At 42.9% G+C, this 16,003-nt stretch carries 17 protein-coding genes and 1 pseudogene; 11 read left to right on the plus strand and 7 right to left on the minus strand.

Annotated elements, in window-relative coordinates; genetic code table 11:
• The coding region (locus tag V7L05_RS10450; RefSeq protein WP_335164093.1) for a hypothetical protein at positions 1-287 on the plus strand (287 nt) is incomplete at its 5' end.
• A gap of 8 nt (positions 288-295) precedes the next feature.
• Here the strand turns inward: V7L05_RS10450 and V7L05_RS10455 are convergent.
• Positions 296-1,201, minus strand: coding sequence for a CoB--CoM heterodisulfide reductase iron-sulfur subunit B family protein (locus V7L05_RS10455; RefSeq protein ID WP_335164094.1), 906 nt, complete (start codon positions 1,199-1,201; stop codon positions 296-298).
• 890 nt (positions 1,202-2,091) lie between these two features.
• On the opposite strand from V7L05_RS10455, the gene acpP reads away from it, so the two are divergent.
• The 9 genes from acpP to V7L05_RS10500 all read left to right on the plus strand — a co-directional run bounded on the left by acpP (position 2,092) and on the right by V7L05_RS10500 (position 10,885).
• On the plus strand, positions 2,092-2,346 hold the full coding sequence (acpP, locus tag V7L05_RS10460) for an acyl carrier protein (RefSeq protein WP_335164095.1): 255 nt from the start codon (positions 2,092-2,094) through the stop codon (positions 2,344-2,346).
• A gap of 314 nt (positions 2,347-2,660) precedes the next feature.
• The gene (gene fabF / locus V7L05_RS10465) at positions 2,661-3,911 is read left to right on the plus strand and encodes a beta-ketoacyl-ACP synthase II (RefSeq protein ID WP_335164096.1); all 1,251 of its coding nucleotides are present in this window, start codon (positions 2,661-2,663) and stop codon (positions 3,909-3,911) included.
• A gap of 73 nt (positions 3,912-3,984) precedes the next feature.
• On the plus strand, positions 3,985-4,203 hold the full coding sequence (locus tag V7L05_RS10470) for a hypothetical protein (RefSeq protein ID WP_335164097.1): 219 nt from the start codon (positions 3,985-3,987) through the stop codon (positions 4,201-4,203).
• Positions 4,204-4,257: 54 nt separating this feature from the next.
• Entirely contained in the window at positions 4,258-6,285 is a 2,028-nt protein-coding gene (gene tkt / locus V7L05_RS10475; RefSeq protein WP_335164098.1) for a transketolase, read from the plus strand.
• Positions 6,286-6,398: 113 nt separating this feature from the next.
• A complete protein-coding gene (locus V7L05_RS10480; RefSeq protein WP_335164099.1) occupies positions 6,399-6,674 on the plus strand; it encodes a hypothetical protein in 276 nt (91 codons plus the stop codon).
• Positions 6,675-6,832: 158 nt separating this feature from the next.
• Positions 6,833-7,834: an ATP-binding protein gene (locus V7L05_RS10485; RefSeq protein ID WP_335164100.1), complete on the plus strand. Its 1,002-nt coding sequence runs from the start codon at positions 6,833-6,835 to the stop codon at positions 7,832-7,834.
• A gap of 28 nt (positions 7,835-7,862) precedes the next feature.
• Positions 7,863-8,279 carry a hypothetical protein gene (locus V7L05_RS10490; protein ID WP_335164101.1) on the plus strand — a complete coding sequence of 139 codons (417 nt, stop codon included), beginning with the start codon at positions 7,863-7,865 and terminating at the stop codon, positions 8,277-8,279.
• Positions 8,280-9,935 carry a S8 family peptidase gene (locus V7L05_RS10495; RefSeq protein WP_335164102.1) on the plus strand — a complete coding sequence of 552 codons (1,656 nt, stop codon included), beginning with the start codon at positions 8,280-8,282 and terminating at the stop codon, positions 9,933-9,935.
• A 557-nt stretch (positions 9,936-10,492) separates the two neighbouring features.
• Positions 10,493-10,885, plus strand: coding sequence for a hypothetical protein (locus V7L05_RS10500; RefSeq protein ID WP_334952402.1), 393 nt, complete (start codon positions 10,493-10,495; stop codon positions 10,883-10,885).
• Between the two features lie 284 nt (positions 10,886-11,169).
• Here V7L05_RS10500 and V7L05_RS10505 read toward each other — a convergent pair whose 3' ends face one another.
• From V7L05_RS10505 to V7L05_RS10515, 3 genes and pseudogenes are all read right to left on the minus strand, one after another.
• Positions 11,170-11,361, minus strand: coding sequence for a hypothetical protein (locus V7L05_RS10505; RefSeq protein WP_118167650.1), 192 nt, complete (start codon positions 11,359-11,361; stop codon positions 11,170-11,172).
• Positions 11,362-11,524: 163 nt separating this feature from the next.
• The gene (locus V7L05_RS10510; protein ID WP_335164103.1) at positions 11,525-12,130 is read right to left on the minus strand and encodes a DUF3318 domain-containing protein; all 606 of its coding nucleotides are present in this window, start codon (positions 12,128-12,130) and stop codon (positions 11,525-11,527) included.
• A gap of 70 nt (positions 12,131-12,200) precedes the next feature.
• Positions 12,201-12,410, minus strand: a pseudogene (locus tag V7L05_RS10515) (zinc ribbon domain-containing protein); the annotation flags it as partial.
• Between the two features lie 120 nt (positions 12,411-12,530).
• On the opposite strand from V7L05_RS10515, the gene V7L05_RS10520 reads away from it, so the two are divergent.
• The gene (locus tag V7L05_RS10520; RefSeq protein ID WP_335164104.1) at positions 12,531-12,782 is read left to right on the plus strand and encodes a hypothetical protein; all 252 of its coding nucleotides are present in this window, start codon (positions 12,531-12,533) and stop codon (positions 12,780-12,782) included.
• Between the two features lie 91 nt (positions 12,783-12,873).
• Here the strand turns inward: V7L05_RS10520 and lysS are convergent, their stop codons facing one another.
• The 3 genes from lysS to V7L05_RS10535 all read right to left on the minus strand — a co-directional run bounded on the left by lysS (position 12,874) and on the right by V7L05_RS10535 (position 15,904).
• Positions 12,874-14,559, minus strand: coding sequence for a lysine--tRNA ligase (gene lysS / locus V7L05_RS10525; RefSeq protein ID WP_335164105.1), 1,686 nt, complete (start codon positions 14,557-14,559; stop codon positions 12,874-12,876).
• Positions 14,560-14,911: 352 nt separating this feature from the next.
• Positions 14,912-15,109 (minus strand): hypothetical protein, encoded by a 198-nt coding sequence (locus tag V7L05_RS10530; RefSeq protein ID WP_335164106.1) that lies wholly within the window; start codon positions 15,107-15,109, stop codon positions 14,912-14,914.
• Positions 15,110-15,283: 174 nt separating this feature from the next.
• On the minus strand, positions 15,284-15,904 hold the full coding sequence (locus V7L05_RS10535) for a low-complexity tail membrane protein (RefSeq protein ID WP_335164107.1): 621 nt from the start codon (positions 15,902-15,904) through the stop codon (positions 15,284-15,286).
• Between the last annotated feature and the right edge of the window lie 99 nt (positions 15,905-16,003).

Below are 16,003 nucleotides of genomic sequence, written 5' to 3' on the forward strand. Positions count from 1 at the left end.
TCACTAAGAACATCAATTCCGATGTTCTTAGATTACATCTTAATGCTGCCTTTTTGCTTAAGTTGACACCAATGCGGCATGCCGTGCCCCTACACGATGATATAACTCGGCAGTTGAGCCTTTTAACTCGGCAGTTGAGCCTTTTAACTCGGCAGTTGAGCCTTTTAACTCGGCAGTTGAGCCTTTTAACCCGGCAGTTGAGCCTTTTAACCCGGCAATTGAGCCTTTTAACTCGGCAGTTGCACCTTTTAACTCGGCAGTTGCACCTTTTAACTCAAAATTTCTAATTCATAAACTAAAATCCTAATTTCTCCAACACAGACTTTGTAGAAACAATGTGACGGTCTAAACCCAGTTCATTTGGACTAACCCCAAGAGCCAAAGCAATCAACTGGGGTAAATGCAACACTGGTAAACCTAGCTTCTGTTCAATCACCTTTTCTACTTCTGGCTGACGCGAATCTAAATTTAAGTGGCACAAAGGACAAGGCGTAACTATACAGTCAGCACCAGATGCCAAAGCGTCCTGAATATGCATCCCCGCCATTTTGAAAGATTGGGTAGTGGCATAACTAGAAAGCGGCCAACCACAACATTGCGTCCGCCCTCGGTAATAAATTGGTGTTGCACCCACCGCCCGAAACATATTTTCCATCGCTTCCGGTTGGAAGGGGTCATCATCGGGCATAGATTTTTGGGCGCGGAGGAGATAACAGCCATAAAAAGCCGCACATTTTAATCCAGTTAACTTCCGGGTGACACGTTTGGTAATTTCCTCTAAACCGTAATCTGTTACTAAGGCGTAAAGGAGATGTTTAACCTCAGCAGTGCCGCGATAAGGTGAACAGCCTTCTTTATGCAGCAAGCCATTAACCTGTTCAATGTAAGCAGGGTTAGTAGTCTGGCATTCTTTCAGGTGTTCGTTGACGTGACCAATAACACCTTGACAAGTGCTGCAATGAGTAAGTAAAGGCAGATTTAAGTCTTCTGCTAAGGCAATATTTCTGGCGTTGACTGTATCTTCGAGCAGTTGAGAATCTTCTTTAAATATGCCAGAACCGCAGCAAGCAGCTTTTTTAAGTTCAACCAATTCAATCCCTAGTGCTTGCGTAAGCGCTTGAGTTGACTGGTAAAGTTCCCGACAGGCGCCTTGGGCAACACAACCAGGGAAGTAAGCGTATTTCAGGGTGTGAGATAGCATAGAAGTATGTTTGGGTTAGAGCGATCGCTCTAAACAATAACTGTTTTATCATTCCTTGTTAGCACCGAAGTTCTGATGTTTGACATTGGGCGACCCTTTAACCGAGTACCGTGGGTTTAAATCCCCCGATTCAATAACCGACAAGTTTTGGGTCGGGGTCTAAATAAGAGTCACAAAACTTAATTACGAATTACGAATTACGAATTACGAATTATTTAACCGTCTGGGTTCAAAGCTGCCGCGTCTAAATATTCTGATTGCTAGCAAGGCTGTAAATACTGATCGAGACATTGTAAAAAATTTTAGCAATAATTGGAAAGCCGAAGCATTTACACGGGATCAGCGATCGCGTAGCACGCTCCATTGCCCAAGTGTTAAGAGAAAACTTACCCCATTCTTTTTACAAGAAAGGTTTTCTCACAGAAAAACCCTTGGCAGTATGTGGGCGATCTTGACCGAAAAAATGGAGAGCTACGCACTTCTAGGGCGGCTTTTTGATAAACTGCGAATGGAGTTAAAAATCCCTCTCTAGGCTCAAGACACGTTGAAACAGTTACGGTGAGAGCAGGCGTAGAGAAAAGCAACTGGGCAATTGTCTAAAATCTATCCCAGAAGCTCAAAGCAAGTCATTTTTTGCTTGTGTTCGTTAGTCGCGGGAGGGCATTCCGAGACTCAAAACGGACGTGGAGAGCGTGTAAGACCTCAGTAGAGGCTGTGCTTGTTGAAGCGTCAACCCCATTCAGCAACTACTTCCCGTTGGGGTGGTAGGGTGGTGAGGAATCATTGCTCCTTTAGGACGGTGAGGATGTCAAGATAAGATGTGTATGCTCAAAACAATGTCTCCTCTAAATGAGCAGATTCTCGCAACTGGTTAAGGACTTTTATTATTTATGAGCCAAACGGAACTTTTTGAAAAGGTGAAGAAAATCGTCACCGACCAATTGAGTGTTGAAGACCCTGCCAAAATCACACCCCAGTCCAAGTTTATGGACGATCTAGGAGCAGATTCCTTGGATACCGTTGAACTGGTGATGGCTTTGGAAGAAGAATTTGATATCGAAATTCCCGACGAAGCCGCCGAGCAGATTATATCGGTTCAAGATGCAGTAGATTACATCAATAACAAAGTTACAGCATCAGCTTAACTGGGGATTGGGGAGATTTTTCTTCAGCACCTAGTCACACGAAGGGTGACGTTAGGAACGTCGCTAACGCTGACACTAACGCCAGTCTCTCATAAAGGAAATCTTTAAGACCCTTCGGGTGACGCTCTTACTGCGCTGGCTAAACAGTACCTAGTACAGCACGGCGTAAATAAGCCACCCATTTGTAATGTCTGAAACCCTTGCTAAAACGTAATTACGAATTACGAATTACGAATTACGAATTACGCCAAGCGGTACTAGTCGCTAGTCTCGAATTTTTTGCCTGCTGCTTTTTCGCCATTTTTAACTGAATCATGACAGATCATACACGTAAACGCGTTGTTGTAACTGGTGTTGGCGCGATTACACCTATAGGTAACACAGCAACAGAATATTGGGATGGATTATTGAGTGGACGAAATGGCATAGACTACATCACATTATTTGATGCGTCTCGCCATGATTGCCGCATTGCTGGTGAAGTGAAAAACTTCGATCCACATGATTACTTGGAGCGCAAAGAGGCCAAGCGTATGGATCGATTTGCCCAATTTGGGGTTGCGGCAGCAAAACAGGCTCTATCTAACGCGGAGTTAGTGATCAATGACCTGAATGCAGAACAGGTAGGTGTCATGATCGGTTCTGGCGTTGGTGGCATCAAGGTATTAGAAGACCAGCAAACTATCTACCTCAACCGTGGCCCCGATCGCTGTAGTCCATTTATGATCCCGATGATGATCGCCAATATGGCCGCAGGATTAACGGCAATTCACACGGGTGCTAAAGGGCCAAACTCGTGTCCTGTAACTGCCTGCGCTGCTGGCTCCAACGCCATCGGAGATGCTTTTCGTCTCATTCAAGGGGGATACGCCCAGGCGATGATTTGCGGGGGAACGGAGTCAGCTGTCACACCATTGTCGATAGCTGGGTTCGCCGCTTGCAAGGCACTCTCTTTTAGCAATGATCACCCGACTACAGCTTGCCGTCCCTTTGACCGCGATCGCAACGGATTTGTTTTGGGTGAAGGTTCAGGAATTTTAATTCTAGAAGAACTGCAACACGCAATCAGTCGCGGCGCTCACATTTATGCCGAAATGATCGGCTATGGGATGACCTGTGACGCCTACCATATCACCTCCCCCGTACCTGGTGGACTCGGAGCAGCTAGAGCGATCGAACTAGCTCTCAAAGATGCCAGAATAACTCCCGAACAGATTAGCTACATTAATGCCCACGGCACTAGCACCCCAGCTAATGATTCAACTGAAACCTCAGCAATCAAAAAAGCCTTGGGAGAATATGCCTATAAAGTGGCAATTAGCTCCACCAAATCGATGACAGGTCATTTATTAGGTGGTTCTGGAGGTATTGAAGCAGTGGCAACAGTACTGGCGATCGCTAATGACCAAATTCCACCAACAATCAATCTGGAAAATCCCGATCCAGAGTGTGACTTAGATTACGTGCCTAATTCTAGCCGCGCTCAAAAAGTTGAAGTGGCAATATCCAATTCTTTTGGGTTTGGCGGTCATAATGTCACACTGGCCTTTAAGAAATACGTTTAAAAAAAGTCAGGAGGCAGGAGGCAGAGGAAGATGAGGGGGATGAGGGGGATGAGGGAGACAAGGGGAATAACCAATGCCCAATGCCCAATGCCCAATGCCCAATGCCCAATGCCCCATGCCCAATGCCCCATGCCCCATGCCCAAAGTATCAGAAATATCATTCCGATATAATTTAAGCGTTCAGCATGACCCAATTATTAGCTTGATTTATCACCAGAAACTCAGGAGATCCCGCTTGTCCATCCACAAGCGGGAATGGGATGATGAGGATACTGTGGGGAATCTAAAATAACCCCAGCAAGAGAAGCTACCAAGAATGCTAACCCGTCGTTAAAAACAAGAGATTATGACTGTTGCAACCCAATCCCTCAAAGAACTGTCCCTCGAAGAACTTTGTATTAACTCGATCCGCTTCTTGGCTGTTGATGCCGTAGAAAAGGCCAAATCGGGACACCCAGGACTACCAATGGGCGCGGCTCCGATGGCTTTTGTACTTTGGGATCGCTTTTTGAAGTTTAACCCCAAGAATCCCAAATGGTTTAACCGCGATCGCTTTGTTTTGTCTGCCGGTCATGGCTCGATGTTGCAGTATGCCCTGCTTTACTTGACAGGCTACGACAGTGTAAGCATTGAAGATATCAAGCAATTCCGTCAATGGGAGTCCAAAACCCCTGGACACCCCGAAAACTTCATGACCCCAGGCGTGGAAGTCACCACCGGGCCACTTGGTCAAGGAATTGCCAATGCCGTCGGTTTAGCGATCGCCGAAGCGCACCTTGCCGCAAAATTTAACAAACCCGATACCAAGATTGTTGACCATTACACCTACGTGATTGTAGGTGACGGTTGCAACATGGAAGGTATTTCCGGTGAAGCGGCTTCTTTCGCAGGACACTTGGGATTAGGCAAACTCATCGCTCTGTACGACGACAACCACATCTCGATCGATGGTTCCACAGATGTGGCATTCACCGAAGATGTTTCCAAGCGATTTGAAGCTTACGGTTGGCACGTTCTGCACGTCAAAGATGGTAATACCGATTTAGCGGCGATTGAAAAAGCGATCGCCGAAGCTAAAGCTGTAACCGATAAGCCATCAATGATTAAGGTAACAACTACCATTGGTTACGGTTCCCCCAATAAAGCAAACACTGCTGGTGTTCACGGTGCTGCCCTTGGTGGAGACGAAATAGCATTGACTCGGAAAAATTTGGGTTGGGAATACGAGCCTTTCGTAGTACCCGAAGAGGCTCTCAACCACACACGCAAAGCCGTTGAGCGCGGCGCAGGTTACGAAACCGAATGGAACAAGACCTTTGCGGACTACAAAGCTAAGTATGCCCAAGAAGCGGCTGAATTTGAACGCTACATAAGCGGCAAACTACCCGATGGTTGGGACAAAGTACTACCCACCTACACGCCCGAAGACAAAGGATTGCCCACCCGCAAACACTCAGAAACTTGCCTCAACAAACTAGCGACAGTTTTACCTGAATTGATTGGTGGTTCAGCTGACTTGACTCACTCCAACCTGACCGAAATCAAGGGACAGGGCGACTTTCAAAAAGGGCAATACGAAAACCCCAACATCCACTTTGGGGTGCGGGAACATGGTATGGGCGCAATCTGTAATGGTATCGCGTTGCACAGTTCGGGATTAATTCCCTACGGCGCGACCTTCTTGATCTTCACAGATTATATGCGTGCTGCCATCCGCTTATCCGCCCTTTCCCAAGCTGGCGTAATTTGGGTGATGACTCACGATTCCATTGGACAAGGTGAAGATGGCCCCACGCACCAACCCATTGAAACTCTGGCTTCCTTGCGAGCCATTCCTAATTTAACCGTGTTTCGTCCCGCAGACGGTAACGAAACCTCTGGCGCTTATAAAATAGCGATCGAAAAGGCGAAGCAAAATGCTCCGTCTCTGTTGGCGTTCACCCGTCAAAACGTCCCCAACTTGCCTGGTACATCCATTGAAAAGGTGGCGAAGGGTGGATACACCGTGGTGGATAGCCAAGGTACACCTGAGATTATCTTGATTGGCACTGGTTCAGAATTGAGCCTCGCCGTCAGCGCAGCCGAAAAACTCACGGCTGAAGGTAAGAAAGTCCGTGTTGTTTCGCTACCTTCATGGGAACTGTTTGAAGCACAGGATGCAGCTTATAAAGAGTCCGTTCTGCCGAAAGCTATCACCAAGCGTTTGTCTGTAGAAGCTGGTAGCAGTTTCGGTTGGCACAAGTACATAGGTACTGAAGGCGATACTGTTAGTATTGATCGCTTTGGTGCTTCGGCTCCAGGCAATGTTTGTTTAGAGAAGTTTGGTTTTAGCGTTGATAACGTGTTAGCTAAGGCTAAACAATTGTTGGGTTAATAGCAACAGAATATTCTCAAAATTTTGTGGGGTGGGCTAAAGAGCCTACCTTTTTTTATTTAAAGGAAGATTAACTATAATTGGAGTAATAAGTTACTAATTGGGAGGAAGTTATGCAGGAAGTTTCTGACGAAAGAGACGTACTTCTAGCCCGGATAACAAAAATTGTAGAACATTTGATGCAAAAGGATAGTAGCTATCAGTATTATCTAGATAAAGATAAAGCAATTCAAATGATATTTAAATATTATTCAGAGAAAGTTTCTATGGAGGAACTAAAAGCTATGTCTGATTTCAGATTAACAGGGTGTGTTGAGGGACATATGATGACTTTGTTATTGATTGAAGGGGAAGATGATATAGACCTTAAAGCAATTTCTTATGGTTAGATATGTTAAATTCCTAAGCAGAAAAAGGATTTTTAGTTTACATAACTTAATATAATGATTAGGGACAAGCTGATCGCGTTATAATTTACGATGCAATACATAATATAGTACAATAGTACTAAATTGATAAAAAATTACTATTTATACTGAGAGGCAGTATGAAAGCAGAGCTTCTCAAGAGATTTTTTAGGGCGATCGCTAGTTCAGATCAAGAGGCGATTGACAAGCTGACATATTTAGTGATTGACGAAGAACGCAGTAAGGGACATACTCTCTTAGCTGACCAGTTAGAGAATATCACTAAAAAAAGCCAGAGAGAGAAGCCTACTAACATCAGCAAACCTGCTTTTTCAATACCACAAAATTTACAGGCTTTAACTGAATTACCAACCAGTAAGCGATTTAATCTTCCTCTGGTAACTATCATACCAAGGGACAATTTGCGGCATCATATGGTGTTGCCAGAAAATATTGAGAAACGTTTCTGCCGAATTGAACGCGAGTATGCGGCAAGAGATAGGCTTGCTCATCATGGATTGCGTTACAGACAAAAAATTCTTCTATATGGGCCTCCTGGCTGCGGAAAGACGCTAGGAGCAGAACGTTTAGCTTGGAATACAGGTTTACCACTCCTGAAAGTTCGGTTTGATGCAATGGTGTCGTCTTTTTTAGGGGAAACTGCTAGCAATTTAAGACTTGTATTTGAGGATGCCTCAAAAAGTCCATGTTTATTGTTTCTTGATGAATGTGACTCAATTGCTAAGACACGAGAAGACTCTCAAGAAGTAGGAGAAATTAAACGAGTAGTAAATACATTTCTTCAAATTTTGGACGAATATCAACCGTCTTCTGGGCTTTTAGTAGCAGCTACGAATCTAAATAAATCTCTAGATACTGCCCTTTGGAGAAGATTTGATGATTTGATTGCAGTACCCAAACCCGGAGAACAAGAGCTAGAATTTATACTAAAGGAAACACTATCTGCAATTGTAGTGGGATCTATCAACTGGCCAAGGATCATTGAGCAGATGAGAGATTTTTCTGCGGCTCAAGCTGTAAGGGTTGCACAAGATGCAGCTAAAAGAGCAATCCTTGAGCGAGAAGAGTTAGTGATTCAGGAACACTTAGAAGAAGCAATCGCAGAAATCAAAGTTTCCTAGTATTAATTTTTGGTGTCTGGATAAATAAATGGTTGAAAGTTCTCAGAGTTTTCCGCATATTCCGCTTAGGCTGACAACAGAAGGACGTGCTGCATCGCTACCAGGTGCATTAATAAGAAATCCAATAACAGTTGCTAATTTGGGTAATCGCCAAGAACATGGCAATAAACTAAAGGTTTCTATTGAAACCTTAATATTTGATTGGCAAGATACTCAAGAAAAACGTGAAGAAAAGAACAAATCTAAAGTTCTCTATCCTATCTCGCTTATTTTAAAGATAGATCCTTCTTATTTCGATGCAGATAGACTTAGAACATTTGGCATTGAAGTAATTGCTGAATTGGAGGATGGATATATTCTTGGTATTTCCCTTGATATAGAACTTCTTCAAAAAGAAAAATTATATGATTCTTTCTTCCCCTTATTTCAACTAGAAACTCCATAATTGAATGCTCCCAAAGTATGTATTATAGATAGTGGTATTCAAGAAAGACATCCATTACTAAAAGCAGCAATTGACTCAGTAAACTCTATATCTTGGGTTCCTGGAGAGATAAATAAAACTGCTGATTATGTTAATGGTGGACACGGAACTAGTGTAGCCGGTGCTGTTCTTTATCCAAGAACTATACCTCGTACAGAAGGTAAAAACTGTATTTTCTGGATTCAAAATGCAAGAGTTTTAGATGAAAAATGTAAATTACCTAAGCAACTATTTCCACCTAATCTTCTAGATGAGATTGTAGGAATTTACCAAACACAAGCCGGAACAAGATTATTTAATCATTCTATCAATGCTTCTGTTCCTTGTAGAACTCGATATATGAGTGCTTGGGCGTCAGCTATTGATAATCTAACATGGCAAAATTATATTCTCTTTATTGTCTCAGCAGGAAACTTACCTCTAGATGGTAAAATTGGCTTTACAAGATTATCTGTCAAAGAACATCTTGCTGCAAATAGAATATATCCAGATTATTTATTAGATAGTTCTTGTAGAATTGCTGATCCAGCACAAAGTTTTCAAGCTTTAACGGTTGGTTCTATTGCTTCAATTTCTTATAACTTACCCCCCGATTATTCTATTTCACAAAGTGATAAACCATCAGCATTTTCATGCTGTGGATTGGGAATTTGGAAAACAATTAAGCCAGAAGTAGTTGAATATGGTGGGGATTTAGTGAAAGATGAAGCTACACCACCAAATATCACTTTCCCTAAAGATGTTTGTCCCGAATTAGTACGCTCAACTTTAAACGGTGGCCCAGCGATTAGGGCTGATAAAGTTGGTACTTCTTTTGCAGCACCAAAAGTAAGCCATGTTGCAGCACGTCTTGCTGCCGAGTTACCTAATGAAAGTTGCCTTCTTTACCGTGCATTAATAGTACAATCAGCAAGATGGCCAGAATGGATAGTGGAATATAGTGGTGATAAACTGCACATTCTACGTCAAATTGGTTATGGTCTTCCCGATGTTGATCGTGCTTTAGGTAATTCTCCCAATCGAATCACTTTGATGACAACAGGAGAGCGCCGCATTGTCGCTAAACAAGCTCATGTTTACCAAGTAAAACTTCCAGAACAATTACGTTCTCAAGGAGAGGCATTTAAGATTCTTGTGGAGGTTACTTTATCATACAAAGCCCAACCACGTCGAACCCGTAGAAATCGCCGAAAATACCTTTCAACTTGGCTTGATTGGGAATGTAGTAAAAAAGGAGAAGATCCAGAACTTTTTAAGGCTAGAGTTTTGAAAGAGTTTGATGCTCCAGAGGATGCAGAGAAGGGAGAAGGTCTTTTTAAATGGATGCTCGGCAAACAAAATCATCACGGAATAATTAAAGGTGTATCTAGAAGTGCAGGAACTCTTCAGAAGGATTGGGCTGTTGTAAATTCATTTGAACTTACAGAAGCATTTTCTATTGCAGTTGTTGGACATGAAGGTTGGAATAACGATCCGGAAGCTAGCGTTCCATACTCTTTAGTTGTGAGCTTTGAAGCTATACAAGCTGATATTCCAATTTATACGCCTTTTGTTGAGGCTCAAATTGAAACAGAAATTCAACCACTAATAGAAGTTCAATCTATTGTAGGTAGCTGAGGCATCGCAAGCACACTACCCCCGCAACTAACTATAAAAAATGCTATTACTTATTAACCGAATCTAGAGTTACCCTGGCTGCGCTGGTGGGGTAATCAGGGTAATTTGCTACAAACAGGATGGGAGCGATGTCTACGATGGGCTGTTCGGTGACGCAACGGCTGGCTGCTAAACTAAGAGAATTAAATATTAACCCCGACGAGTTAGTTTAATTATTTTGGCAACTATCTTTAGATAGATAGGGTAAACGCTACGCGATTTATCATTAGAAATCGCTTGGTAGTAATGAAAAAATGCAACTTTCACATCGCCTTACCATCTTTAATTGATTTTGTCAATACGTAATCCCTAGCATTACCTAATAAATTAGTAAGGGCTTCTCTGGACTGAATCTAGATTCATGCTTTCAGTAGATGCAGTTATGACTTTGCAAATGCGATGATATAGATGTTCTCAAACAATAAATAGTTGCCGTTGTTCAGATGAAATCAGATTTTATCCGATCGCAGTGACTTTGGTTTTTAGCCAATTGTTTGATGTTTTGAGAAGGTAACACAATGAATAACATCCTAAAACGCACACTTCTACCCAGCCTCATGGCTGCAAGTTTAGCTGGTGTCACCTTAGTTCCCGCGAAACCGGCTGCTGCTGATGACCAAGTACTAAGAGATGCAGGTATTGGAGCTGTTACCAATGTGGTAACAGGAGCTATTAGGGGAAATGGTAGTGTATTAGGCAATGCTGTTAAGGGTGGTGTCACTGGTGCAGCAGTCAATGGTGCAAATGGTTTAAGAAACCATCCTCGTCACCGAAACCTTGGTCAAGATGTCGGAGTCGGTGCAGGGGCTAGCGCATTGACTGGCGTAATTACCGGCGATAGTAGAGATACCCTTGGCAATGCTGTTGATGGTGCAGCTGTAGGTGGAGTAATCCATGTATTAACCAAGTAAATTCATCAACTGAAATACTTCCAACGGTTAACGAACTTATCCCTCCCTAATTCCTCTCCTTGCTAAAAGGAACAAACCCAACCTCTCTTCCCTAGTCGGGAAGAGAGGTTGGGGCGTTACATTTATATTGAGATATAGCAGTTCTCGGCCTTTATGAGGTACAAGAAGCCCACCCCCAGCCCCTAAGAGCAAGCGAGGACGGGACTATGATGTACCTTATATGATTAGGAAAGGCTATATATGCCACCGTCAGGATCGGATGAACTTAGACTTAATAGTAAACTCTAGCCCTTCAACGCCTTTCTAAAGTTTCGACGATAGGATTGATTTGTAATAAACAAAGCTGGCCATAGCAAAGATAAACCAATACGATTGGTCAAAGTTGGATTGAAATTAGTCCGCCCAAACCCATTCCAAAACTTCCAAACGCCGCCTCCATAAACCACTATCAAGGCAAAAATAATAAAGTTACCCATTCCTATCAACTCCGTTAGTAACTGACAGAATTTAAGTTAAACAAGAAGAATTCAGAATTCCGAATCAATAATTTAGACGTTTTGGGATCGATCGCTGTGAAAAACCCACCTAAAGAGTTTTCACTTTCAATGTTGCTATAAATGGTCAGCACAGACATTTACTCTACTTATCATAACTTTCTGGCATACTTACTGGTGATAAACCCGCGATCGCTCGTAAGTTTTGGCAACGAATCAACTCACTAAAATTTAAACTGGAATGCCCTTCAATTTTAGCTACCGCTTCAATTGCAGATAACAGGTGTTGTGCTGCTTCGGCTTCTGAATAACCGCGCCGTTGTGCTATTTTAATTGCTGCTGCATCGGCATTTAATTCTGACTCTTGAGATTTATTAGTGCGCCAGATACGAAAAGCAGCGATCGCACTTAATCCCCCAGCTACGGCTACACCTACCACATCTGACTGTACTGCTTCCAATGATCCGCCTAATAGCCCAGCCAGCACTACACCTTGATAAATGTCGGGTTTAAACCACTTCACCCCCGTCAACCAGCTAACCATCTGCAACAACAGCAAATCTCGTTGCGGCTTTGTCAAGCGATGCCACAAATCAAAATTAATATATATCGGTCGTGCCTGATTCCAGGGTTGAGGAAAGGAGGCATCAATCACTTTTGCCTGCTGTGGCTTACTAACAAGTTTTGTCGTCATCCGACCAGAAGCAGGCATCACATCTAACAAACGGCGAATTTCAACATTTGGCTCCATAAATTTAATTATTAGCCATAATGTGCATATTGACACTCCCTGACAATCACAAGTACAGGGATTCTTCTATCTACGAGACAGCTTGCTCTAACAGGATTACTCCAGCTAAAGTAGAGGTTGAATCTCTTGAAGCGTTGCTTGCGTCCAGCGCAAAGGTTCCGGTATGCCCTACCGTACCCAATCCTAAATTAAGAATATTTAGAGAGGCGTTGTGATCTCTATCCAGTTTGCATCCGCACTGACAAACGTGTGTCCGAGTAGATAGTGACTTTTTCACAATGGAGCTTTAGTTATCAATCGTGTTAATCTTTGATTTGTGAGAATACTGATTGTGTCGTTTAACAGCGTTTTTCAATACTACTCCCCACTCCCTACTCCCTACTCCCTGTCCTAATCAATCATGGACGCTTTTGTTCCGATCCCGCCTGAATGGACGAATGAAGCAACACACGCTTACGAGTTTTGCTGTCCTAGTTGCCGCTCAAGTAGCTTGGAAGCTGAAAAAGTTTGGCTAAATCGGCGATCGCCTGTACTTACAGAAGACCATCGTCGCAAATGGCAGGAGTTCTACTATTGCCACTGTGGTTCTGTGTGGTGGGCTTGGAGTAGCGATCGCCCCTCAAAAGATATATCGAGTCAGCAAGATTATTAATCTACGACCATCCGTAAATAAAAGGTCAAAAGAAAATTGTGCGTTAGGCAAAAGCCATAACGCACCCTAATGTTGAATGGCAGTTACGATCTCAACTCAATTGTTCATACTTAAATTTACCTTTAATAAACTTGTTAAAATGCTGACCTTTAGACGGTGCATTGTCTAAGTCTTCCTTGACACTAGGAGGTACTTTGAAATACTCGTAAACACTTCCACTATCAAATTCAATAGTCAGTGTTTGAGTTTTTGGATCATAGCTAAATTGCTTAATAACGCTGCCTTCAGGCTTGAGTAGAGGGAAGGCGATCACATCCCGAATACTGGCACAATCTGTTAATAACATTACCAACCGATCAATTCCAATTCCTAAACCACCTGTAGGCGGCATCCCATATTCAAGGGCTGTCAAAAAGTCTTCATCTACACCTTGCGCTTCTAAGTCACCAGCAGCTTTCCTTTCAGCTTGGGCTTCTAGGCGTTCTCTTTGCTCGATGGGATCGGTAAGTTCTGAGAAGCTGTTCCCAGTTTCTCGCCCGACGATAAATAACTCAAATCTTTCCACCAAACCAGGTTGAGAACGGTGAGGTTTTGCTAAGGGCGAAATTTCTACAGGGTAATCAATTACAAAGGTAGGTTGAATTAAATTAGCCTCTACCTTCTCTTCAAAAGCTAAATTTAGTAACTTACCAATTGATTTGGCTTCATCTACACCAGGAATCCCAGCATTTTTACTTGCTGTTTTTGCTTCTTCCAAACTTTGGAAAGAATTAAAATCCAACCCCGTAAATTCTTTAACTAAATCGTGCATTGTCACCCGCCGCCAAGGTGGTGTCAAATCGATCGGTTCGCCTTGGTAGGTGATTTGCAATGTGCCGAGTACCTCTTGAGCGACAGTGGTAATAATCCCTTCTGTCAGCGCCATCATATCGTTGTAGTCTGCGTAGGCTTGGTAAACTTCAATCGTCGTAAATTCGGGATTATGGCGAGTCGAAATTCCCTCATTGCGGAAAACTCGCCCCAATTCAAACACCTTTTCAAAACCACCCACAATCAACCGCTTGAGATGGAGTTCTGTGGCAATTCGCAGATACAATTCCATTTCTAAAGTGTTGTGGTAAGTGATAAATGGACGTGCATCTGCACCCCCAGTTTCACTTTGCAAAACAGGCGTTTCAATTTCCAAAAAATCCCGTTCTTCCAAATAGCGACGAATACCAGCAGTAATTTGGGCGCGACGGCGGAAAGTTTGCCGCACTTCCGGGTTAACAATCAAGTCAACGTAGCGCTGACGGTAGCGCTTGGCAACATCCGTTAATCCATGCCACTTGTCGGGTAGGGGCAACAGGGATTTGGTGAGGATAGTATATTGTTTAACGTAGACAGATAACTCGCCCTTTTCAGTCCGTTTAATAGTACCTTTGGCTCCCAGAATGTCACCTGCATCTGTAAGTTGCTTCAGGTGATTGAAGGCATCGGCATCAATTTCTGCCATACCTTCTTGGATGCGATTTTTGTCTAGATAAAGCTGAATTGTGCCGGTTTCATCTTGCAAAGTGAAGAAAGCCAATTTCCCGAAAACGCGACGCGCCATAATGCGTCCAGCGATCGCAACTTCTAAATCAACTTCTTCGCCACTGGGTAAATCGGCAAACTTTTCTTGCAACTGCGCTGCATGATGGGTAGATTCCCAACGATAGGCATAGGGATTAGTCCCTAGCTGCTTGAGTTGTTCTACTTTCTCCAGCCTGGCGGCCCGGATATCTTCTTCCGACATGGTAACGAACTATTCAGAGGGCAAGATTAATTATAGATGCTGCAAAAGTTGAGAGTAAGAGATATTTGCACTTTGCAGATGATAATAAGCTCATGTATAGGAATCCGGTTTGATTCCTGTTCGCGCAGCGTGGCGTAGCCATAATTATTTGCGTAGGCTGGGAGTGGGGAGTAGGGAGTAGGCAGTAGGAAAGAAGACTTTTTGAGTGTACGGAGTTTTTTCAAAAATCAAATACAGCAGATTTTAAGGAAAGTGAAATACACAACGATTCGTCTCAAACCCAGGTATAAAGACTGTTTTACTTCTGAATTCTGAATTCTGACTCCCGAATTCTGCTGTATTTTGTATTTAGTTAGTAAGCTAAAGTTTCTAAAGTTTCCCTTAAATACCGTTGTACCTGCTGTTCCAAGCGAATTCCCTGTAATTGAGCATCGCGTTCTAGTTGCCAGCGCTGAAAACCGGAACTCGTGGAAATCGCATATTTGAGACTATACCAAATTTCAGTATCAGCAGAAAATTGGCAATCGCTAGAAGTTGGAATTTGAGCCATAGTTCCTCATTCCTTTGTTTTAAGTACAACGGTAACTGGGTATTGGGTATTGGGCATGGGGCATTGGGCATGGGGCATTGGTTATAAATTATTCTCCTCTGCTCCCCCTGCTTCCCCTGCTCTCTGCTATTTATTTGTAGCCCTTTAAAGTGAAATAATATACTTTAGGGGCTGCTATGAATCTGTATTAATCTTAAACAGGGATTCCAATAATCGGGGCACGATTTGATTAACCCGCACCCCTAAAATTGTGAAATCTTGCTTAATCTTTTCTAAAGATAATGGCTCTATACCAGCGAATTCTGTCTCATTCATCACCAAAACTCGCATTACACTCACAGGTATTTGTAAAAAAAGATTGCTGCCCAAAAAGGCTAATCCCGCAAGCACTAATGCAACACTGCGCCATTGTGGGAGAAATTTAGCTGAATTTGCTACTAATGGAGCAATTTGGTAGAGATGCCACAGCACCCAAACCGATAATACTGCTGCAACTAGAGCTAGGATACGATTTAACTTTGTATTAATTAAACAGAGAATTTTTCGCTGCCGTTCAGTCAGATTTTCTGGCTTCAGGGCTATTCCTAAAAGAGCAAATATATAAAAAGGGCGGCGCAACTGCATCCATAGCAGGGGCAGAACACCAATGGCGGCAACTAAGAATAGCTCCATCCAGACTGGCAAAAATGGCTCGCCTACAGACAGGAACAATAAGCAGAGGACTAAAAAAACAGGCAATGTCGCCAATCCAGCGACGTGAATCCACAAAATAGGTTCAGAGCGAAATGAATGCATATTATAAAAAGTTGTGAGTTAAGAGTTAGGAGTTAGGAGTTAAAGGCTGCTAACTCCTAACTCCTAATTTATCACTCCTAACTTCTAACCATTTTACCC

The organism is Nostoc sp., from assembly GCF_036917755.1.
In the GTDB taxonomy this organism is placed as follows: domain Bacteria; phylum Cyanobacteriota; class Cyanobacteriia; order Cyanobacteriales; family Nostocaceae; genus Nostoc.

What these genes read in the sequence shown, in the direction of transcription:
- acpP (WP_335164095.1), top strand. Translation starts at nt 2,092, where the DNA reads ATGAGCCAAACGGAACTTTTTGAAAAGGTGAAGAAAATCGTCACCGAC.
- V7L05_RS10520 (WP_335164104.1), top strand. Translation starts at nt 12,531, where the DNA reads ATGGACGCTTTTGTTCCGATCCCGCCTGAATGGACGAATGAAGCAACA.
- lysS (WP_335164105.1), bottom strand. Translation starts at nt 14,559, where the DNA reads ATGTCGGAAGAAGATATCCGGGCCGCCAGGCTGGAGAAAGTAGAACAA.
- V7L05_RS10470 (WP_335164097.1), top strand. Translation starts at nt 3,985, where the DNA reads ATGCCCAATGCCCAATGCCCAATGCCCAATGCCCAATGCCCCATGCCC.
- V7L05_RS10455 (WP_335164094.1), bottom strand. Translation starts at nt 1,201, where the DNA reads ATGCTATCTCACACCCTGAAATACGCTTACTTCCCTGGTTGTGTTGCC.
- V7L05_RS10485 (WP_335164100.1), top strand. Translation starts at nt 6,833, where the DNA reads ATGAAAGCAGAGCTTCTCAAGAGATTTTTTAGGGCGATCGCTAGTTCA.
- V7L05_RS10480 (WP_335164099.1), top strand. Translation starts at nt 6,399, where the DNA reads ATGCAGGAAGTTTCTGACGAAAGAGACGTACTTCTAGCCCGGATAACA.
- V7L05_RS10500 (WP_334952402.1), top strand. Translation starts at nt 10,493, where the DNA reads ATGAATAACATCCTAAAACGCACACTTCTACCCAGCCTCATGGCTGCA.
- V7L05_RS10530 (WP_335164106.1), bottom strand. Translation starts at nt 15,109, where the DNA reads ATGGCTCAAATTCCAACTTCTAGCGATTGCCAATTTTCTGCTGATACT.
- fabF (WP_335164096.1), top strand. Translation starts at nt 2,661, where the DNA reads ATGACAGATCATACACGTAAACGCGTTGTTGTAACTGGTGTTGGCGCG.
- V7L05_RS10505 (WP_118167650.1), bottom strand. Translation starts at nt 11,361, where the DNA reads ATGGGTAACTTTATTATTTTTGCCTTGATAGTGGTTTATGGAGGCGGC.
- V7L05_RS10510 (WP_335164103.1), bottom strand. Translation starts at nt 12,130, where the DNA reads ATGGAGCCAAATGTTGAAATTCGCCGTTTGTTAGATGTGATGCCTGCT.
- tkt (WP_335164098.1), top strand. Translation starts at nt 4,258, where the DNA reads ATGACTGTTGCAACCCAATCCCTCAAAGAACTGTCCCTCGAAGAACTT.
- V7L05_RS10490 (WP_335164101.1), top strand. Translation starts at nt 7,863, where the DNA reads ATGGTTGAAAGTTCTCAGAGTTTTCCGCATATTCCGCTTAGGCTGACA.
- V7L05_RS10535 (WP_335164107.1), bottom strand. Translation starts at nt 15,904, where the DNA reads ATGCATTCATTTCGCTCTGAACCTATTTTGTGGATTCACGTCGCTGGA.